Annotated in this window: 18 protein-coding genes; all 18 read right to left on the reverse strand. The window is 55.6% G+C overall.

Annotated elements, in window-relative coordinates; genetic code table 11:
• Positions 1 to 7: 7 nt before the first annotated feature.
• Positions 8 to 847 carry an outer membrane protein assembly factor BamD gene (locus tag N9C89_RS09280; RefSeq protein ID WP_263953599.1) on the reverse strand — a complete coding sequence of 280 codons (840 nt, stop codon included), beginning with the start codon at positions 845 to 847 and terminating at the stop codon, positions 8 to 10.
• 117 nt (positions 848 to 964) lie between these two features.
• Positions 965 to 1,885, reverse strand: a complete 921-nt coding sequence (gene lpxC / locus N9C89_RS09285) for a UDP-3-O-acyl-N-acetylglucosamine deacetylase (protein WP_263953600.1) — start codon at positions 1,883 to 1,885, stop codon at positions 965 to 967.
• A gap of 210 nt (positions 1,886 to 2,095) precedes the next feature.
• Positions 2,096 to 3,688: a cell division protein FtsZ gene (gene ftsZ, locus N9C89_RS09290; RefSeq protein WP_263953601.1), complete on the reverse strand. Its 1,593-nt coding sequence runs from the start codon at positions 3,686 to 3,688 to the stop codon at positions 2,096 to 2,098.
• A 178-nt stretch (positions 3,689 to 3,866) separates the two neighbouring features.
• The gene (ftsA, locus tag N9C89_RS09295) at positions 3,867 to 5,201 is read right to left on the reverse strand and encodes a cell division protein FtsA (protein WP_263953602.1); all 1,335 of its coding nucleotides are present in this window, start codon (positions 5,199 to 5,201) and stop codon (positions 3,867 to 3,869) included.
• Entirely contained in the window at positions 5,198 to 6,148 is a 951-nt protein-coding gene (locus tag N9C89_RS09300) for a cell division protein FtsQ/DivIB (RefSeq protein WP_263953603.1), read from the reverse strand. The genes ftsA and N9C89_RS09300 overlap by 4 nt, the downstream gene beginning before the upstream one ends.
• On the reverse strand, positions 6,136 to 7,047 hold the full coding sequence (locus N9C89_RS09305) for a D-alanine--D-alanine ligase (protein ID WP_263953604.1): 912 nt from the start codon (positions 7,045 to 7,047) through the stop codon (positions 6,136 to 6,138). The genes N9C89_RS09300 and N9C89_RS09305 overlap by 13 nt, the downstream gene beginning before the upstream one ends.
• Before the next feature lie 252 nt (positions 7,048 to 7,299).
• Positions 7,300 to 8,250 carry a UDP-N-acetylmuramate dehydrogenase gene (gene murB / locus N9C89_RS09310; protein ID WP_263953605.1) on the reverse strand — a complete coding sequence of 317 codons (951 nt, stop codon included), beginning with the start codon at positions 8,248 to 8,250 and terminating at the stop codon, positions 7,300 to 7,302.
• Between the two features lie 89 nt (positions 8,251 to 8,339).
• A complete protein-coding gene (locus N9C89_RS09315; RefSeq protein ID WP_317134931.1) occupies positions 8,340 to 8,600 on the reverse strand; it encodes a DUF2484 family protein in 261 nt (86 codons plus the stop codon).
• A gap of 22 nt (positions 8,601 to 8,622) precedes the next feature.
• Positions 8,623 to 10,035, reverse strand: a complete 1,413-nt coding sequence (gene murC, locus N9C89_RS09320) for a UDP-N-acetylmuramate--L-alanine ligase (RefSeq protein ID WP_263953606.1) — start codon at positions 10,033 to 10,035, stop codon at positions 8,623 to 8,625.
• Positions 10,032 to 11,153, reverse strand: a complete 1,122-nt coding sequence (locus N9C89_RS09325) for a UDP-N-acetylglucosamine--N-acetylmuramyl-(pentapeptide) pyrophosphoryl-undecaprenol N-acetylglucosamine transferase (RefSeq protein ID WP_263953607.1) — start codon at positions 11,151 to 11,153, stop codon at positions 10,032 to 10,034. The genes murC and N9C89_RS09325 overlap by 4 nt, the downstream gene beginning before the upstream one ends.
• The gene (ftsW, locus tag N9C89_RS09330; protein WP_263953608.1) at positions 11,150 to 12,337 is read right to left on the reverse strand and encodes a putative lipid II flippase FtsW; all 1,188 of its coding nucleotides are present in this window, start codon (positions 12,335 to 12,337) and stop codon (positions 11,150 to 11,152) included. The genes N9C89_RS09325 and ftsW overlap by 4 nt, the downstream gene beginning before the upstream one ends.
• Before the next feature lie 128 nt (positions 12,338 to 12,465).
• Positions 12,466 to 13,860 (reverse strand): UDP-N-acetylmuramoyl-L-alanine--D-glutamate ligase, encoded by a 1,395-nt coding sequence (gene murD / locus N9C89_RS09335; RefSeq protein WP_263953609.1) that lies wholly within the window; start codon positions 13,858 to 13,860, stop codon positions 12,466 to 12,468.
• 27 nt (positions 13,861 to 13,887) lie between these two features.
• A complete protein-coding gene (gene mraY, locus N9C89_RS09340; RefSeq protein WP_263953610.1) occupies positions 13,888 to 14,970 on the reverse strand; it encodes a phospho-N-acetylmuramoyl-pentapeptide-transferase in 1,083 nt (360 codons plus the stop codon).
• 12 nt (positions 14,971 to 14,982) lie between these two features.
• Positions 14,983 to 16,410 (reverse strand): UDP-N-acetylmuramoyl-tripeptide--D-alanyl-D-alanine ligase, encoded by a 1,428-nt coding sequence (locus N9C89_RS09345; protein WP_263953611.1) that lies wholly within the window; start codon positions 16,408 to 16,410, stop codon positions 14,983 to 14,985.
• On the reverse strand, positions 16,407 to 17,897 hold the full coding sequence (locus N9C89_RS09350; RefSeq protein WP_263953612.1) for a UDP-N-acetylmuramoyl-L-alanyl-D-glutamate--2,6-diaminopimelate ligase: 1,491 nt from the start codon (positions 17,895 to 17,897) through the stop codon (positions 16,407 to 16,409). The genes N9C89_RS09345 and N9C89_RS09350 overlap by 4 nt, the downstream gene beginning before the upstream one ends.
• A gap of 20 nt (positions 17,898 to 17,917) precedes the next feature.
• The gene (locus N9C89_RS09355) at positions 17,918 to 19,702 is read right to left on the reverse strand and encodes a peptidoglycan D,D-transpeptidase FtsI family protein (RefSeq protein WP_263953613.1); all 1,785 of its coding nucleotides are present in this window, start codon (positions 19,700 to 19,702) and stop codon (positions 17,918 to 17,920) included.
• Complete coding sequence (locus N9C89_RS09360) at positions 19,699 to 20,061, reverse strand: cell division protein FtsL (protein ID WP_263953614.1); 363 nt, start codon at positions 20,059 to 20,061, stop codon at positions 19,699 to 19,701. Before N9C89_RS09360 ends, N9C89_RS09355 begins: the two co-directional genes overlap by 4 nt.
• The gene (gene rsmH, locus N9C89_RS09365) at positions 20,061 to 21,053 is read right to left on the reverse strand and encodes a 16S rRNA (cytosine(1402)-N(4))-methyltransferase RsmH (protein WP_263953615.1); all 993 of its coding nucleotides are present in this window, start codon (positions 21,051 to 21,053) and stop codon (positions 20,061 to 20,063) included. The genes N9C89_RS09360 and rsmH overlap by 1 nt, the downstream gene beginning before the upstream one ends.
• Positions 21,054 to 21,055 lie beyond the last annotated feature (2 nt).

Below are 21,055 nucleotides of genomic sequence, written 5' to 3' on the forward strand. Positions count from 1 at the left end.
TCCGGTCCTATAGCCATTCGCCTTTGACTGTCTGACGATAGAAATCGCCCATCCAGTTGTCTTTGAACAGACCAGGCTCAAGCCCTTGACCACGCAGCAAGGCATAGCTGTCTGCGTACCAGCTTGAAGAGCGGAAGTTGTGGCCGAGAATCGCGGCGGCCGTCTGGGCCTGACGCGGGAAGCCAAGAGAGAGATAGGATTCGACCAGACGGTGCAATGCTTCTGGCGTGTGGCTCGTTGTCTGGAAGTCTTCAACCACAACACGGAAGCGTGCAATCGCGGCCGCATAGTGCTTGCGCTTGAGATAATAGCGGCCAATTTCCATTTCCTTGGCGGCCAAATGATCAAACGCCAAGTCGAAGTGAAGAATTGCGGACCGTGCGTATTCGCTATCAGGATAGCGCTCGATCACGACACGAAGCGCTTGCAGCGCCTGAAAGGTAAGGCCTTGATCGCGGCCCACTTCGTCAATCTGATCGTAGTAGGAAAGCGCCAAAAGATACTGTGCATAAGCGGCATCTTCTTCGGCAGGATAGAAATCGATATATCGTTGCGCGGCGATGCGGCTGTTTTCGTAGTCCTGATCCTGATGGTAGGAGAACGCCTGCATAATCAAGCTGCGGCGTGCCCAATCAGAATAGGGATACAAGCGCTCTACTTCGCCAAACAGGCGTGCGGCGTCTGCAACGTCACCTTGGGCAAGATCATATTCAGCGCGTTTGTAGATGTCCTGAGCGGAATACGCTTCAAGGTTAACGTTTTCGGTTCCCTTGTCTGCGCATGCGACAAGCACCGTCAAACCCGCGAACAACGCAAATTGCTTTGACCAAACTCTTGCGCGTGCCATTAAGCGCCACCTTCAACCGTTGATTCCGCACCACAAATACGAGTGCTGCTCGGCTTTCCTAGCATAGAATTTTGCAAGGCAAAACGCCTTAACGAAGGAAAAACAGGGAAGTGATATTTACTGGATTGTTGCCGGAACATCTGTTGCAGCGACCCCAGCTCCCGGCAAACGCGCCGCTGTCAGCGTGTCACATTCAACTTCGGTCCATGCGGAAGGATCCGCAAAAACGGCGCGCAGCAGCTTGTTTGTTAGTGCGTGACCCGCCCGAACACCAGTGTAACGCCCCAATACCGGAGCACCGGCAAGCGCAAGATCGCCAAGCGCATCAAGCATTTTGTGACGTACGGCTTCATCGGTATGACGCAAGCCACCGGGCGTAAGAACGGTATCTCCGTCGATAACAACTGCATTTTCGACAGTGCCGCCAAGCGCAAGACCGTTTGCGCGCATCGAATCCACATCCGCCTGACGACAGAAAGTCCGGCTATCACACAGCTCACGAACGAATGAACCATTGGCCATAGACAGCGTTTTGTCTTGTTGGCCAATCGCCTCGTCAGCGAAGGTGATATGAAAATCAATGAAGAGCGTTTCCGCAGGCTCAAGGCGGGCAATTGCCGCGCCCTCACGAACTTCGACAGGCTTCAGGAGTTTAATCGCTCGGATAGGGGCATCCTGCCGTGCGAATCCAGCATCCAGTATCTCGGCAACAAACTGCGCAGAGCTGCCGTCCAAAACTGGTACTTCAGGGCCATCGATATCAACCAGAGCGTTGTGAACACCACAGCCCGCAAGAGCGGCCATGATATGCTCAATCGTTGAAACGCTAGCACCCTCAGAGTTTTCGATACGTGTACAGAGGGGGGCTTTGACTGTTGCGTCAAACTTCGCAGGGATACGGTTATCGCCTTCTAGGTCCACGCGGCGAAACGTGATTCCGGCATTGGCAGGCGCCGGACGAACAACCATACGAACAGGTTTACCCGTGTGAAGGCCGATGCCGTCAAAGACGATGTCTGATTTCAAAGTGCGCTGCACGTATTACCCCAGAATTGCACCGATGCCAGTCCCGCTTCGGCACAGTACAGGTATTGCCTGCCCCCCGAATAGACAATTCAATCTTTGTAACGGTTTGAAACATCACATTTTCTCATAAGCGAAATACCGCCTTTGAGATTTTAACCTTTTGTTAACAAAAGAAAAAGGCCGAGCGTTTGCCCGGCCTTCCTAAATAATCTGTGTGCGAAATTAATTCGCCTGACGGCGTAGAAATGCTGGAATGTCGATGCGTTCCTGCTCTGGATCAACCTCAGATTCGTAATCCGGTGCAGCCTCTTGGGACTGAACTGGCGGTTGTTGACGTACCGGAGTTGCGGCTCTCGGCGCCTCTTCGTGTGAGTGGCCAGTCATGCGATTGATCAGCGAGTTAATACCGAAACGCGGTGCTTTTTCCTGCTCCTGAGTTGGCTGCTGCGGCGCTTGAGCGGCGGGGCGGCCAAGGCCGCTGGACGGCGCTTTGGCGACCGCTGCTTGCAGGCGGGCAACTGCTTCTGGTGAAGGTGTTCCAGCAGGAAGCGGTTTTGGCGCTACAAACTCTGCTGTCTCACGCTCGGCTTCTACTGGAGCTGCAGGTTGAGCAACCTCCGGCTGGTAAGCTGGTGCCGGTAGTTCGTCAGTTTCTGGTGCCTGAGCAACTTCTTCTTGTGGTGTAAAGAAACTAGGGGCTGGCGCCGGCTCTGCTTCTTCTGCTGGGCTATTGAAAAGGTTTGGCTCTTCTTCGCCACCTTGATCAGCGTCTTGCTGCTGCAGCGCCTCACCTGGCTCAAGCGGCTTTGCGAGGCCACGGCGTGGCGCTGGCTTCTGAGCTTCGCCTTCAACGGTGTCGATACCTGTTGCCACAACAGAAACGCGCATTGTGCCTTCCATTTCGGTGTCGAGCGTGGAACCAACGATGATGTTTGCTTCTTGATCCACTTCTTCGCGGATGCGGTTTGCCGCTTCGTCCAATTCGAACAATGTAAGGTCGTAACCGCCTGTGATGTTGATAAGAACACCACGTGCGCCACGAAGGCTGATCTCGTCGAGAAGCGGGTTGGCAATTGCTTTTTCTGCGGCTTGAACAGCACGATCTTCGCCAGTCGCCTCGCCGGTACCCATCATCGCCTTGCCCATTTCGTCCATCACGGAGCGCACATCGGCAAAGTCGAGGTTGATGATGCCCGGACGAACCATCAGATCGGTTACGCCTTTAACACCTTGATACAAAACATCATCTGCGAGGCTAAAAGCCTCTGTAAATGTTGTTTTCTCGGTGGCCATGCGGAACAGGTTCTGGTTCGGGATGATGATAAGCGTATCAACAACCTTCTGGAGCGCTTCAACGCCCTCTTCCGCCTGACGCATGCGCTTGGCGCCTTCGAACTGGAACGGTTTCGTCACAACGCCAACCGTCAGAACACCAAGCTCGCGTGCGGCCTGTGCAATGATTGGTGCAGCGCCGGTTCCGGTGCCGCCCCCCATACCAGCGGTGATGAAACACATATGCGCGCCGGCGAGGTGATCTACGATTTGCTCAATGCTTTCTTCGGCCGCTGCGGAGCCAACCGAAGGACGCGCACCAGCGCCAAGACCTTCGGTAACCTTAACACCCATCTGAATGCGATCGTTCGCACGGCTCTGCTGAAGCGCCTGTGCGTCGGTGTTCGCAACGACGAATTCAACGCCGTCCAGCGCCTTTTCGATCATGTTGTTAACCGCGTTGCCGCCTGCTCCGCCTACCCCAAACACGGTAATGCGTGGCTTCAGATCGTTTTGTTCGTGCATGCTAAGATTTAATGTCATGACTGGTCCGCCTGTAATGCCTAGCCGCTCGTCCCGGAGCGGAAATTATACCTGATTAAAAGCGATTTTAGCCTGACATTCACAAAACGTCACGAAAAAAACGCCACAAAGACACAAAATATGGCCCATCAGGAGGGAAAGTTTGGCGGTATCTTGCCGAAACCCCTATATTTTGCGTTTACCAATTATCTTTAAACCATTTCACTGCGCGCCGAACAGACCGCACGGGATATCGCTCAGCAGGAATATCGAAATCCCACCACTCATCCTGCGGGTGTGCAGCGAACAAACAAAGCCCGACCGCCGAAGCAAAAGGAGCCCCAGTTGCTGACTGTGGCAAACCCTGAACGCGCAGCGGGCGACCGATCCGAACACGCTGTCCGAGGATACGCGCCGCAAGGCCATCAAGTCCTGGAATCTGGCTTCCGCCACCGGTCAGTACAATCTGTTGACTTGGGAGGTGTTCAAAACCCGCCGCCTCAAGGCACGCGCGGGTTTCTTCAAGAATTTCCTCAACGCGCGGACGCATGATCCCGATCAGTTCCGCACGGCTTACCGTACGGCGATCCTTTTCCCAATCCCCACTATCACATCCAATGTCGATCTGTTCGCGGTCATCCATGCCTGTTGCGACGACACCGCCGTTCAGGGTTTTGATGCGTTCTGCCGTGGCCTCTGGAATTTGGAAGCCTTTGGAAATGTCGCTTGTGATGTGATCGCCACCGATCCGAACGGTATCGGCATAGATCATGTGTTTCTTCATAAAGATCGAAATGCCGGTGGAACCGCCGCCCATATCAATACAGGCTGCTCCGAGCTCTTGCTCGTCCTCAACCATCGCCGAAATTCCGGAAACATAAGCCGAAGAGGCAAGACCAGCCAGCTCCAGATCACACCGCTTCACGCAATAGATCAAGTTCTGAACCACACTCGCATCCACCGTCAGGAGGTGCATATCTGCCGTCAGGACAGAGCCGATTTGCCCGCGCGGATCAGCAAGACCAGACCGATGATCCAGCGCGAAATTCACCGGCTGCGCATGAAGAACTTCGCGACCAGTACCGATATCCGGCACCTCACACGCCGCTAAAACGCGCGCAACATCATGTTCTGTTGTCACCCGATCCTGAATCTCGACCTGCCCATCAAGCCCATAAGACCGAGGGCGCGCGCCAGAGAAACACGCAATCACGTGATCAACGCGTGTCTTGGCCATCTTTTGCGCACATTGAACTGCCGTGCGAATGGCGCTCTCGGTCTCCTGCATGGCTTCAATCTCGCCAAAGCGTACACCGCGCGACCGCGTCGTCGCCGCCCCAATAACACGGAAACTGCTCTGCCCCGCCATCGAGCCAACGCCATCGTTACTTCCAAAGTTCTCGGGGCCATCAAATCGAAGGATAAGACAGGCAATCTTTGATGTCCCCACATCTAGAATTGCCACAACGCCACGCTGCATCGCCGCTTGACGCATATTCCGCATTGCCCGCTGGCTTTGATAAAGATCCGTCATGATCCGCCATCCCCATCTTCAAGTTTTACATCTGTTACCTGACCCGCTTTCGGGGCCATTCTCAGCGTCGGACGCTGGCTCAGTCTCATATCCACAGTCGTAATGTCGCGCTCGAGCATGTCCTGAAGGCCATCAAGCGCGATGACGCGATTAAGCGCCGCAATCGGATCACTTTCTGGAAGCAGAATGCGTTGATCGCGATCAAGTACGATATCCCAACGGCGCTCGCCCATACGCACCAACCCACGCATGCGATCAAGGATCGGTCCTGCGGCTTGGAAAATTTCAACGGCTTCTGGGATTGCCTTATCTGCGCCAACGCCGACTACGAGAGGCAGATCAGGCCGCGAAGCGCGCGCCGGAACTTTGCTAACTCGAACACCCGAAGTATCAAGCAGCGTCACCTCACCTCGCCCGCGCCACACAATCGCGGGAACGCGCTCTGTCACGCCAACATGCAGAACGCCGCCCTTGCGCACTTGGATCGTCACATCTTTGACAGCATCCATCTCGGCAATCCGCTGGTGCATGGCATTCAGATCAAGATCAAAAGAGCTTTGCGGAAAATCTACAGAGGCAGTTTCGCGAATTTTGGCGGCCAATTCTTCTGAAACACCGTCAACCGCCATCATGTGAACCATGAACATCGGGTGCTGCTCGAAATCGCCGCGCACATCGGTGATCCACTGAAGGGTTGCCTCGCGTCTGTCCGCAGAACTTAGGAACCAGCCAGCAGCAAGCCCAGCGACAATCACCGGAACACCAAGGGCTACGAATTTCCTTACAAACGGCGTTAGCCACAGGCGTTGGATGCGGTAGGCAATGCGACTAGGCGCAGGGTCACGACGATATTTTCGCTTTCCCTTGCGGTCATTCTTGCGCGGCGGCGCCAGTAGCGCAACTTGAAAACGGGGAGATGCATCGCTGCCGAAGCTTATCTCTGCCATGATGCATCCTCCACAAGCCAAGCACAAAGCTTGCCAAATCCCATGCCCGAAACTTGCGCCTGCTCTGGCGTGAGCGACGTTGGCGTCATGCCCGGCTGCGTGTTGGTTTCAAGCAGGATCAGCCCGCCAATGCCGCGGCTCTCGTCCCAACGGAAATCCGTGCGTGATATTCCGCGACATCCCAATGCTTCGTGCGCGCGCAAAGCGTAATCGAAACAGGCGTCTGTGATGTCTTGTGGGATATTCGCCGGAACCTCGTGACGCGAGCCACCAGGAACATATTTGGCATCATAGTCATACCATCCATCTGTGATGATATCGGTCACACCAAGCGCCTTGTCGCCAACAACCGTTGTCGTAAGCTCGCGGCCCGGCGCAAATGTTTCGACCATCACGATCTCTGGCATATCGTCAGAAAGGACCGGTGGCGCGGCCCCCTCTTCAACAAGATATACGCCAACAGAGGATCCTTCGTTGTTCGGCTTCACGACATAGGGAACAGGCATCACATGGCCCGCCATAACGTCAGCTTTGGTAAACAAGCCGCTCTCGCATACCGGAAGGCCAGCCGCGCGGTAGGCTTCTTTGCTGCGCTCTTTGTCCATAGCGAGAGCAGAGGCCAAAACACCGGAATGTGTATATGGGATACGTAGCCACTCAAGCATCCCTTGAACACACCCATCCTCGCCCCAACGGCCATGCAAGGCGTTGAAAACAACATCAGGTGAGATTTCGGACAAGCGTGTAGCGAGGTCCGGACCTGCATCCACCTCAACCACGTTAAAACCTTCGTCCCGAAGGGCAGCCGCGCATTCACGCCCTGACGAGAGCGACACTTCCCGCTCTGCGGAGGGGCCACCCATCAACACTGCCACTTTTTGGGATGCCCTGCTCGACATCGCCGCCTCTTTTGTTTTGGCCCGTTTATGGGCTCTTGTTCACCCGAAATTCGGGCACATTTACCGCGCGTTTTGCGCAATTATCGGGCCGCTCAAAACGGCACAATGCCGCTTAACCCTTTGATTTTAAATGTAACACCAAAAACCGTTGCTTTGCCTGTTCGGGTCTTTGAATACTCTGCTACGTTCTATTTTATCCGCACTCTAGGCGCTTATTATTGCTACCTAGCTCCCGCAATTAATGCGGGCAAATCAGGAAGCAGGTTCGCCGATGCGTTTGATTTCCCATACTAGCTCTATTGAACTGTTTTTGAAAACCTTTTTTCGCACTTCTTCACCTAATCCCTCAAGATCGGCTGCCGTTGCGCCTCCGGCGTTGGTCAAGAAGTTGCTGTGCATCTCGTTCATAACAGCACCACCGAGCCGCGCGCCGCGCATTCCGGCATCATCAATCACCTTCCACGCCTTGAGGTCATGCACATCATCAGCTTTCCCCGTCGAGCTAAATCCGGCGGGGTTTCGGAAGGTGCTTCCAGCTGTTCGATCCTTGGTGGGTTGGGTTTCGTCACGCTTTTTGAGTTGTTCAGCCATACGCCCTTCAAGCTCTACTGGCTCACCCATTGGCCCCTTCAGAACTGCGTCAACCAACACACCGCCTTCGGGCATAGCCGAATTGCGATACTCAAAAGCTAAGTCTTCTGCGGAAAGTGTTATCAACGCTCCCTCTCGCGTAACGAAACGCGCGGACTGGAAGACATCAGCCATATATCGGCCATAGCATCCCGCATTCATTGCGACGGCCCCGCCAATCGCGCCCGGGATCGTACGCAGGAAGGTCAGATCAACGCCCGCCGCCGCCGCACGCCGCGCCACATGCGCATCCAACGCTGCGGCACCTGCTGTAACAGTTTCGCCATCAATCTCGATGCCGTTGAAACCACGCCCAAGCCTAATCACCACAGCACGTATGCCACCATCGCGCACAATCAGATTGCTCCCCACACCCATCGGGAAAACTTCGATCTGTGGCGGAAGATCGCGAAGGAAATCCTGTAGGTCCTCAACGTCCTGAGGTTGGAACAACACATCCGCCGGACCACCGACCCGCAGCCACGTCAACTCTGCCAAAGAACGGTCAAACGTCAGCGTTCCGCGTGGTTTCGGAAGCGTTTCAGGTGAAATTATGCTGGCAGGGTTTGACACGTATAAAGCGCCCTTTGTTAAAGCGTGGGTAAGATTTGGGGCACTCTATAAGCCACATCAGCACAGGTCAAAACGGCAATATGCACCGGCTACGATTTTGGCCGCATAATTTTAAGCCAACGCAGCAGGTAATACACCGGCCAGCGCAAAACAGATGCCCCCGCAACGGTGATAATAGCGCCGATCAACAGGCCGTTTTCAATGTAAACCCATACCAACAGTGGCAGCCCAACCGCCAACAGGGCATAGGCAGCGGGCCAGTGATGGTGCTTACTTGGAAACATCGCGATGACATTGGCAAGCACGAGCCATAGAAAGGCAAATACAAGGGATAAAGGCATTTCCGTCATTGCAAGCGCGCCTCGCTCGTCGTTATTCAGTTAGCAGTTCCGGCAGGTTGTTGGCCCATGCCGAGATCGTCCCTGCGCCGAGACACACAACGATATCGCCCGAACGCGCCTGTTCCCGAACCAAACGCACAAGATCGTCTTCGCTGGTTACGGCGCGCGCATGACGGTGGCCATGGCGAATGAGGCCAGCAACGAGATCGTCCCGCGTTGCGCCCTCGATGACATCCTCACCTGCGGAAAAGACTTCGGAAATCCCGACAACATCCGCATCGTTGAAACAGGCACAGAAATCGTCAAAGAGTGAGTGCAGGCGGCTGTAACGGTGCGGCTGGTGAACAGCAATCACGCGCGCGCCCTCGGTGTGGCTCGTGGCTTGGCGCGCTGCCTTTAGAACAGCGGCTATTTCAACTGGGTGGTGGCCGTAGTCATCGATGATCGTGACGCCGTCGACTTCACCAACCTTGGTGAAACGACGGTTCACGCCACCGAAATTCCGCAGCGCATCGCGGATCTCTTCGGTTTTCATACCAAGGTGCCGCGCTACAGCAACCGCAGAGAGCGCATTGCTCACGTTATGATCGCCGGGCATCGGCAACGAACAATCTTCGATCACAATCCCTTCGGCCTGCAGGGCAATATCAAAATGGGCAACGCCCGCCTTATACGTCAGGTTCACCGCCCGTACGTCGGCTTGGGCGTTAAACCCAAAGGTCACAACGCGCCGATCCGAGATCTTACCCACAAGCGACTGAACTTCATGGTGATCCGTGCAGCACACCGCAAGGCCATAAAATGGTATGTTACTTACGAATTCGAGGAACCCTTGGCGCAGAGTGTCGAAATCGCCCCAATGCTCCATATGTTCCGGGTCAATGTTGGTCACAATCGCGATCGTCGCTGGAAGGCGGTTAAAGGTGCCGTCGCTCTCGTCAGCTTCAACAACCATCCACTCGCCCTGCCCCATGCGGGCATTCGAACCATAGGCGTGGATGATCCCCCCGTTAATAACCGTTGGGTCAATCCCACCCGCATCCAGAAGCGTGGCCACCATGGTTGTTGTCGTCGTTTTGCCGTGGGTACCTGCGACAGCGATGTTACTCTTCAGGCGCATCAACTCGGCCAACATCTCCGCACGGCGCACCACGGGAAGGCCACGAAGCCGCGCAGAGTCGAGTTCTGGGTTCCCCGGTTTGATCGCGCTTGAAATCACCACAACTTCGGCATTCTCAAGGTTCTCGGGCTTTTGCCCGATAAAGATTGTCGCGCCCAGTTCTGCAAGACGGTCGGTGATTTTGCTTGTCTTCAGGTCACTACCCTGAACGGTATAACCGTGATTCAGAAGCACTTCTGCAATGCCAGACATCCCGATGCCGCCAATGCCGACAAAGTGGATTGGCCCCATTTCATTGGGAAGTTTCGTGGCTTTTGCGTTCATGTAAGGGCCTCTGTCTGGCGGTGGTTTTGGGTCGGTGTCTGGCTTAGTGTTTCAACGAGATCGACGAGCCGCTCTGTTGCATCCGGCTTGCTACAAGATAGCGCAGCACTTGCCATTTTGTTCGCGCGATCAGGGTCTGTCAGAATCTCTGTGATTTTCGCGCAAAGGCTCTCTGGTGTGAATTCGGATTCCTGCATGATCTCGGCGGCTCCGGCTTCGGCCAAAGAGCGGGCGTTGGCAGTTTGCTCGTCGCGGATCGCAGCGGCGAGCGGTACAAAAATCGCTGGTCGCCCAATCACGCTGATGTCGGCAACCGTGCTTGCACCACTGCGGGCGATTACAAGCTGGCATTCGCTCATACGGCGGGGAACATCTTTGAAAAAAGGCTTGATGTCAGCTTTGATCGCTTCGGATTCATAGTATTCAGTTACGCGTTCGATATCTTCTTCGCGTGCTTGCTGGTCAACGCGGATATTGCGGCGCAATTCCATCGGCAAGGCTGCGATCGCTGGCGGTACGACATCGGACAAAATGCGCGCGCCTTGACTTCCGCCCATGACCAAAAGCGACATTGGGTAATCCCCTGGCTCGATGTATCCGGCACCGGCTCGATCCAAGACAGCGCTGCGCACGGGGTTCCCGGTATCAATTCCTTCAACTTCTTTGGGAAGCTCCGTCGGCCAAGTTCCGCAAGCCACCGCGTTTACGCGCTTGGCAAAGACCTGGTTCACGCGCCCCAAGACACCGTTCTGCTCATGAAGCGCACGCGGGCGGCGCAAAATCCAAGCTGCCGCAACAGCGGGAATTGACGGATAGCCACCGAAACCAACAACCACGCTTGGCTTAGTGCGTTGCATCTTCCAGACCGCAGAAATGATACCGCCGACTATGCGAAATGGAACTGCAAGCTTTGCCAGCACACCACCGCGCGCAAAGGTGGCGCTTGAAAGCACTTCGATCTCAACCTCGGGCGGGAAGCCGCCAGTGTATCGCGCACCGCGCGCATCAGTTGAGAGCTTTACGGCCCATCCTTTGGCCAGCATCGCCTCGGCAAGAGCCTGTGCGGGGAACATATGCCCGCCGGTTCCACCTGCTGCGATTACGAGTGTCTGCGTCATTTATTCTGTCCTAGCGTGCCGCGTCCACGGCCAATAAAGTGATCTCCGATGACCCCTTGCGGACGTGTTCGTGTCAGCGCGAGCAGCATCCCAACAGCGATACCACCAGCAACCAGCGACGAGCCACCATAGCTTACAAACGGAAGTGTCATCCCCTTAGCTGGCAGCAAACGCACCGCCACACCCATGTTGATGAAAGCTTGAATGCCAAACATACAAGCCAGCCCCGTTCCGGCTATCCGCGCAAAAGGATCGCGCTCCCGCATCAAACGATACAGCGAGCGCACCGTGATGACGAGAAACAGGAATATAATGGCGAGCACAAGCACCAAACCGTATTCCTCTGCGGCAACGGCGATAATAAAATCGGTATGCGCATCAGGAAGCGACCATTTGACCTGTCCCTCACCAACACCAACGCCGAAATAGCCCCCTTCGCGGATGGCGTTTGTGGCATATCCCATCTGGGTTGTGGGATCGATATCAGGGTTCAGGAAGCCATCAATTCGGCGCGCGAAGTGTTCGGAGTTATTATACGCAAACATCCCGCCCAATACGACAAGCACCGCAATGCCGATCAGCAGGAAAATAGGAGCCCCAGCCACGAAATACATCACGCCCCACCCAAAGAGGATCAGCGCGGCCTGTCCAAAATCGGGCTGCATCGCGAGGAAAAGTACAATCGTCAAAACCAAGCTGAATGACATGATCTTGCCTGGTGGTCCGTTGATCTCCTGACTGGCTGCCATGAGCCAAGCCGTCACAATCACAAAGCCGGGCTTGAGGAACTCGCTTGGCTGCACCGAGGCAAACCCGAGGGAGTACCACCGTGTAGCGCCCTTGCCGAAATCGGTTCCCAGAACCGGCAACAATGCCAGCGCAATGAACGCCGCGACAAACCCCAGAACACCTAGCCGCCGCACCATCAGAGGCGACATTACAGAAACAGACACCATCACGATTAGGGCAATTGAGCCAAAGAAGCCTTGGCGGAATACGTAGTGAAACGGCTCAAACCCGTTTTTCTCGGCGAGCGGTGGCGACGCGGCAAAGCCGAGCAGAAGCCCGATCCCGAACAGTACGAGAATAAAAATCAACGTGAGTTTATCAATCGTGCGCCACCAACGTGGGAGCACCGGCTCTCCGCCCTGTCGGGGGAGTGTGCCATACACCATCTCGGTCATGGATACCGCCTATTACTGCCTCAAAACGCCCGTTTGCCGGGTCTGTGCGGAATCCTAACGCGGACAGCGAATTTAATCCAGCTTTAAAACACGAGAGACAGGCCGAAGGTGTGCGGCGCGGCGGCGGTCTAAAGCGCGTTTACCTGCGCGATGAAATCCTCGCCGCGTTTTTCAAAGCTGTCGTATTGATCGAAACTCGCGGCCGCAGGGGCAAGCAAAACGGTATCCCCCTTCTCTGCATCCCGTGCGGCTTGGGAAACGGCAGCTTCCATGGTTTCGCAAATCTCAAGATCAACGCCCTCTAGGCCAAGCGCGAACTTGCGCGCGTCGCGCCCGATCACATAAGCTTTCTTGACGTTGTCAAAATGTGGCGCAAGTCCCGCAAGCCCGCCTTCTTTCTCAAGACCGCCACAAATCCAACGGATGTTCTTGAACGCCTCAAGCGCACAGGCTGCGCTCTCGACATTGGTTGCTTTGCTATCGTTTACAAAGCGCACGCCATTGATATTCGCTATGGTTTGGCTTCGATGTGGAAGGCCTGCAAAGCTTTTGAATGCCTCTTCGATGACACGCGGCGCCAATCCAAGCGACCGGCACACGGCATAGGCGGCACAGGCATTCTGATGGTTGTGAACGCCGGGGAGCCCTTCGATTTCGCGCAGGTCAATATAGCCCGCCTGACGCCCTTTTCGGTACTCCGACAAGAAACCTTTGCGGACAAATACGTTCCAGCCTTTCCCCGCCAACTTCTGCTTGGTCGAAATGCGGATCACGCGGTCATCGGTTGCGGAGGTGGCCAATTGGTTTGCCAGATATGCGCCCTCTGGCTCATCAATGCCGACTATCGCGCGATCGGGTCCGCCCTCGGCGAACAACCGACGTTTTGCTGCGAAATAACCGCCAAATCCACCGTGGCGATCAAGATGATCGGGCGACATGTTGGTCAGCACCGCGATGTCGGGCGTAAGGTTTCGCGCAAGGTCTGTCTGATAAGACGACAGTTCAAGAACCACGACCTCGCCGTCAATCGCAGGGTCAATATCAAGCACGCCAACGCCGATGTTTCCGGCAAGCTGCGTGGGGCGGTTCACATGTTGCAACACGTGGTGAATAAGCGCGCTGGTGGTGGATTTTCCGTTACTCCCCGTTACAGTGACAACACGGGGGATCGTATCAAAATTATCCCAATCCTGTGTGGCAAAGCTTCGGAAAAACAGGCTGATATCGTTATCAACCGGAACACCCGCCTGCCATGCAAGGGCCACGTATTTGTTCGGCTCAGGATAGAGATGCGGGATACCGGGCGAAAGAATAAGCGCGGCGACATCGTCAAATGCGCCCTGCTTGCCAAGGTCATGAATCGTAAAGCCTTCCGCCTCTGCTTTGTCACGAGCCTCTGCGCTGTCGTCCCAAACCAAGGGCTCGGCATCGCCTGCCTTCAGCGCGCGCGCCGTCGCCATGCCAGACCGCCCAAGCCCAAGAACCGCGACGCGCTGGCCTTCATATCCTTTGACATCAATCATTTCTGTCTCCGAAATCTGGACGCAGTCTTAGCGAACCTTCAGCGTCGCCAAACCGATCAGCGCCAACACCAGCGAAATAATCCAGAAGCGGATCACGATCTGAGGTTCCGCCCAGCCCTTCTTTTCATAATGGTGGTGGATTGGCGCCATCAGGAACACGCGCTTTCCTGTGCGCTTGAAATAAAGCACCTGAATAATCACAGAGAGCGCTTCAACAACGAATAGGCCACCGACGATCGCAAGAACGATCTCGTGCTTTGTCGCAACCGCAATCGCACCCAAGGCGCCGCCCAGCGCAAGCGAACCCGTATCGCCCATGAAAACCGCCGCAGGCGGTGCGTTGTACCAGAGGAACCCAAGCCCCCCACCGATGAGCGCCGAGGTAAACACGAATATTTCACCCGTGCCCGGCACGTAATGCACATCGAGGTACTCAGTAAAGTCGACGCGACCAACGGCATAAGCGATCACACCAAGTGCGCCAGCGGCAATCATCACCGGCATAATCGCCAGACCATCAAGACCATCTGTCAAGTTTACCGCATTGGCCGACCCGACGATCACAATCATAGTGAAGGGGACAAAGAAAATACTAAGGTTCAGCAACGTATTCTTGAAGAACGGCATCGCGAGTTGGTTGCTTAGGGCATCTGGATGATACCACGCGGCCCAAACGCCAGCGATCGCAGCAATGATAAGCCCAAGCCCGAACCGGATTTTGCCCGATACGCCGTCTGTATTGTGTTTGCTAACCTTTGCATAATCGTCCGCAAAACCAATCGCGCCGAAACCGAGCGTCACAAACAACACCATAATCACATAGGGATTATCCAGCCGCGCCCAAAGCAGCGTCGCAACCACCAGCGCTGACAGGATCAAAAGCCCGCCCATTGTTGGCGTGCCGGCCTTGGCGAGGTGGCCTTCGGGGCCGTCGTGGCGGATTGGCTGGCCACGCCCTTGCTTTATGCGCAGCAGGTTTATGAGCGGTCGTCCAAATATAAACCCAAAGATCAGCGCTGTGAAAAACGCACCGCCTGCACGGAAGGTGATATAGCGAAAGAGGTTGAACACATCCCCGCCGTCAGAGAGTTCGGTTAGCCAGAATAGCATCGGGTGTGTCCCTTATTCTTGTGTTGGAGCCGTTTGGCCCAGTTTTCTGATGGCATCCACGATAAGCGCGGTTTTGCTGCCTTTTGATCCCTTTACCAGCACTACATCCCCCGCGTCGATCAATTCGTGAGCTTCAGCCGCGATTTCCGCTGCGGTTTCTGCCCATTTCCCACGAATTTCCAACGGGAGCGCATCATAAAGCCCACGCATAAGCGGCCCAATGCAGTGGACGGTTGTGATCTCTGTGATCATCGGAAAATTTGCCAATTCGGCGTGTTGCTCTGCTGCGTTCTCTCCCAGCTCAAGCATGTCACCAAGAAATGCAACGCGGCGGCCTTTGCGGTTTTGGCCAAGGTTTTCTTGTGGTGTTGACGCGGCGAGCACTTCGAGGGCGGCCTCCATCGAGGTCGGGTTGGCGTTAAAGGCGTCATCAATCATCTCGAGCGTCATTTGCCGCTCTACCCTGTCTAGAAACACAGTCTCTCGGGTTCCACGGCCCGACGGAGGCACCCAATGGGCAAGATCAGCAGACGCAAGCGCCAAATCTCCGCCAGCCGCGGCGACACAGGCCAGCACACCGATGGCATTTGTTGCAAAATGCCGCCCCGCTGTGGAGAGCTTGAACAAGCATGGTTGTCCCTCAAGCTCAGCAGAAACGATTGTCGTGTCATTGGCGAGCTGTACGTCCAAAAGACGATAACTGGCCTTTTCGGAGGCACCGAAAAGTACAATCTCGCCGCGTGCGGCCTCAAGCAGGATATCCGTAGTTTCAAGATCGGCGTTCACGACGGAGGTCCCGTCATCTACAAGCCCGTCAAATATCGCTGCTTTTTCTCGCGCGATGCCTTGAATATTCTCGAAGGCTTCAAGATGAGCAGCAGCAACTGTTGTGACCATTGCCACATGCGGGCGTGCCATGTCGGTTAGTGGTGCGATTTCGCCGGGGTGGTTCATGCCGATCTCGATTACAGCGAAATCTGTGTCCGCAGGCATTCGCGCCAGTGTCAGCGGCACACCCCAATGGTTGTTATAGCTGGCTTCGGCAGCGTGGGTCTTGCCTTGCCTCGCCAGAACCGTGCGCAGCATTTCCTTGGTCGAAGTCTTACCAACAGAACCAGTTACCGCGATGACTTTGCCCTTCGTTCGTGCTCGAGCCGCACGCCCCAAATCTTCAAGCGCAGTCAGAACATCAGGCACGATCAATAAGGGCGCATCAGCCGAAACGCCATCTGGAACACGCGAAACAAGTGCCGCACTGGCGCCAGCCGCTAGCGCCTGCGCTACGAAATCATGGCCGTCGCGCGCTGCTTTAAGCGCTACAAACAAATCACCTTCTGCGATGGTGCGCGTATCAATAGAAACGCCGGTAACAGCCCAATCGCCACGCGCTTCACCGCCTGTCGCGGCCACGGCTTCCTCTTGTGTCCAAAGCGTGGTCATGCCAGCCGTCCCTCAAGTGCGGCCACTGCAACGCTGGCCTGTTCAACATCATCAAAGGGCAGAACCACGTCTCCGATTGTCTGGCCCTTTTCGTGACCTTTCCCCGCTATCAAAAGAGCATCTCCTGGCCCGAGCGCATCAACGCCACGCAATATCGCTTCGGCGCGATCACCGATATTATGGGCCTCGGGGCATCCCTCCATAACCATACTGCGGATCACAGCGGGCTCTTCGTTGCGGGGATTATCATCGGTAACAAACACAACGTCTGCATAACGCGCAGCGGCTTCGCCCATGAGTTTGCGCTTACCAGTATCGCGATCTCCACCCGCGCCAAGCACGATAACAATGCGCCCCAAAACATGCGGGCGCAGCGCCTTGAGTGCGGTGGCGACGGCATCTGGCGTGTGGGCATAATCAACGAACACAGTCGCGCCATTCTCACGCGTGGCGGCAAGCTGCATCCGGCCCGGAACGGTTTGCAGCTCGTGCAGCGTGTCAAACACGGCCTGCGCCTCTGCACCACATGCGATCGCGAGTCCGGAAGCGAGTAGCACATTTTCCGCTTGAAACCCGCCGATGAGCGGCAGGCTTATGCTACGGCTGGCGCCTTCGTAGGAGAACAGAAGTTCCTGACCCGCGGCCTCATAGCGTTGCGCCATCAAGCGCAAGCTTGCATCTTCTGATCTTCCAACTGTCAGAAGCTTTTGGCCGCGATCTTCTGCGATCTTCGCCATGTCTTTCCCGCGTGGATCATCGGTGTTGATTACGGCCGTGCCATCGGGTTGAAGCACGCGGGCAAACAAGCCTGCTTTTGCGTCGAAGTAATCCTCGAAGTCCTTGTGATAATCGAGGTGATCCTGAGTAAAATTGGTAAATCCCGCAGCCATAAGATGCACACCATCAAGCCGACATTGTGCCAAACCGTGGCTTGAGGCCTCCATCGCAGCATGTGTGATACCAGCTCGCGCCATATCCGAAAGCAGCTTGTGAAGCGTGATCGGCTCGGGCGTTGTATGCGACAGCGGCGCCTGATACGCGCCCTCAACACCGGTCGTGCCAAGGTTCGCGGCACTAAAACCAAGTGCTGCCCAAATCTGGCGCGTAAAGTTCGCAACAGACGTTTTACCGTTGGTACCCGTAATAGCGACCATATGTGCGGGTTGTCCTGCATAGAACAGCGCAGCAGCATAGGCCAGCGCCATTCGAGCGTCCTCGGCGATCACAACAGCGACATCTGATTCTTTCAGGTACTCGGCCGCAATTTTGGCCCCTTCGGCATCGGTAAGGATCGCGCTCGCTTCCATGCGCAGCGCGTATTGGATGAACTCCGCGCCATGAACCGTCACACCCGGAAGTGCCGCAAATAGATACCCTTTTTCGACCTCGCGGCTATCTACTGTGATGCCGGTAATTCGTGCATCTGCACCGCCACGTGCGGTTAATCCCAAATCGGCAAGGCGCCTTGGTTTCTGTGTTTCTGCCATTTGCCCCACCTGCTCACGGATCAATTGCTGGTCAGTGTTATCTCATCTATGGCGTCGGGTTCAATCTCTGGTCTCAGCCCCAAAAGCGGCGCGATCCGAGTGATGATCTCGGCAGCTACAGGGACAGCTGTCCATCCCGCTGTGCGTCGCGTTTCACCCATCGAGTGAATAGAGGGCTCATCCAGCGTCACAATCAGCACATACTTTGGTTTATGGGCCGGAAATACACTGGCAAAGGTCGCAATGACCTTGTCGTCATAGTACCCGCCACGCGGCTTTGGTTTATCCGCAGAACCGGTTTTTCCGCCAACGGCATAGCCTTCTACTTCGCCGAAACTGGCGGTTCCGCGCTTAACAACCTGACGCAACATGTCGCGCGATGCGACGGATGTCTCATAGCTCACAACACGCTCACCAAGCGGCGGCGTTACCTTTTGTTTCAGCAACGTTGGTTTAACTTTTTGCCCGCCATTGAGAAGCGACGCATAGGCCGTTGCAAGGTGAAGTGGGCTCGCAGAAAGGCCGTGGCCGTAGGAAATTGTCATTGCCGACAACTCGCTCCAGTTCTTGGGCAAGAGCGGTTTGGCGCCCGACGCTTCGGTTAGCTCAACCGGCGTGGCGTCAAGAAAACCAAGCTTATCGAGGAACGCACGCTGCCGCTCGCTGCCAATCTGCATTGCAAGACGCGCAGTACCGATATTGGAGGACTCAACGATAATATCCGTTACAGACAGCGTCGGCCCGTAATTGTGGAAGTCGCGAATCTTGAACTTGCCCCAGCGCAATGGCCCCTGCGTGTTGATCAGCGTCGCAGGATTGACGAGGCCCAGATCAAGCGACTGTGCTGTCGCAAAAATTTTGAATGTTGAGCCAAGCTCATAAACGCCCTGCACCGCGCGGTTAAAGAGCGGGCTATCGGAAGCATCGCCGGATGTCAGAACACGTGGGCGTTTGTTCGGATCGAAATCCGGCAAAGACACCATCGAGACGACCTCGCCGGAATAGGCGTCCATCAAAACCGCAGTCGCACCTTTGGCCTGCATCAGCTTCATGCCGCCGTAAAGCACTTCGCGGGTTGCGGCTTGAACTGTGAGGTCTAGCGAAAGCTCTAGCGGCTGACCACCATTTGCAGGGTCACGCAAAAACTCGTCAAAATACTTCTCAACGCCTGCGGTTCCGATCACCTCGGCAGAATGCACGCCTTCACGGCCAAAACTCGCACCACCCAAAACATGCGCCGCCAAGCGCCCGTTGGGATAAAGCCGCATTTCACGCGGCCCGAATACCAGACCGGGATCGCCAATTTCATGGACCGCTTGCATCTGCTCTGGCGATAACTTCTTGCGAATCCAAAGGAATTTCCGAGACCCTGTAAAATCCTTGATTAGCCGTTCTTCCTTGAGCTCCGGAAAAATCGCCGCAAGTTCTTTGGCCGCCCGATGCTTATCGATCATGTTCTGCGGGTTGGCATAGAGCGAATAGGTCGAGAGGTTCGTCGCCAGTATCCGGCCTTTGCGATCCACGATATTCGCGCGCTGCGCTGTGATGCCCGCACCGATCGTCATGGACTTCGGCTCGCTCGGCTCCGTCGCACTTAGATGCCCCATTCGCAGGCCAACAGTCGCGAATGCAATGACAAAAAAGCCACCAAGCAAAAGCAACCGACCCTCGGAACCACGGCGCGCTTTATCGCGCAGTTCTTCGTGGCGAAGGCGAATGTTTTCACGCTCGATATGGTCTGGGTTCTCGCCTTTTTCACGCGCAGCGAGAATACGGGCGAGTGGACGAAGAGGCGTGCGCATCATTGGCCCTCTCCTTCCAAGCTTCCAATTACCTCGATTGAAGAGGTAATCGGGCCCAACTCGTCCTCAAGGTCCGCTGCGGGAAAAGCAACCTGATCGATCTTGCCAAACTGCGTAGGCAAGAACGGAAGCAGACCGAGGCTATCAAAGTTGATCTCGGCCAATTCACGAAGGCGCTCTGGGCGGTTCAAATAGGCCCATTCCGCTTCAAGCATGCCAAGACGCTCGCGCTTTACGCCAATCTCGGATTGAAGGTGCGCGATCTCTTTCAACACATCCTGCGTTTTGTAATTCTCGTTGTAGGCCCAGAATGCGACCGTCAGGACAAGAAACATTGATGAAATATACAAAAAAGTACGCATTACTTCCGTACTCCGGTTACAAGTTTTGGTAATCCCAGCCCGCTTCGGCCCGCACCACTCGCGGGAGCTTCGGTTCGGGTTGCGACGCGCAAAATAGCGCTTCGGGATCGTGGGTTTTCAGCCAGTTCTTCGCTGTCTGGGCCAATGCCCTTGCGCGGCGTGAGCTTGAAGGCCGGCTCGATAATCTCGGTGGTCGGCGCGTAACGGTTGCCCTGCCCGCCTGTGCTTGATCTCGCTTGAAGGAATTTCTTGACGATACGATCTTCAAGCGAATGGAAGCTCACCACGGCAAGCTTGCCGCCGGGCTTTAAGGCGCGCTCTGCGGCTTCAAGCCCTTCGATCAATTGGCCAAATTCATCATTCACCGCAATCCGAAGCGCTTGAAAGCTGCGTGTCGCGGGGTGGCTTTGGCCCGGTTTTCCTTTGCCCAGCGTCTTTTCGATTAGATCGGCAAGCGCGAGCGTGGTTGTGAATGGCTCTGTAGTGCGTGCAGCAACAATGGCTTTAGCAATGCGGCGGCTTGCACGCTCCTCTCCATACTGAAACAAAATATCGGCAAGCTCGGCTTCGGAGGCACTGTTCACCAGATCCGCTGCAGAAGGGCCGGCCTGACTCATCCGCATATCAAGTGGTCCGTCCTTCATAAACGAAAAGCCACGATCTGGCTGGTCAAGCTGCATAGAACTCACACCAAGGTCGAGCACGACCCCATCAAGCTCCGTTGCTACCTCATCCAGATTGGAAAACGTGTTCTGAACCAGCTTGAGTCGCGCGCCGTAGTCATCCGCCCAGACAGCCGCCATATCAAAGACCGCTGGATCACGATCAACACCATAAACGACCTCGGCTCCGGCCTCCAAAAGCGCGCGCGTATAACCGCCCGCGCCAAATGTACCGTCGAGCCATTCACCGGTAATCGGCGCAACGGCCTTCAGCAAGGGACGCAGAAGAACAGGAATGTGTGGTTTCTTGGGGGCCGTGGCAGCGGACATAA

It is taken from the genome of Halocynthiibacter sp. SDUM655004, assembly GCF_026015885.1.
GTDB lineage: Bacteria > Pseudomonadota > Alphaproteobacteria > Rhodobacterales > Rhodobacteraceae > Falsihalocynthiibacter > Falsihalocynthiibacter halioticoli.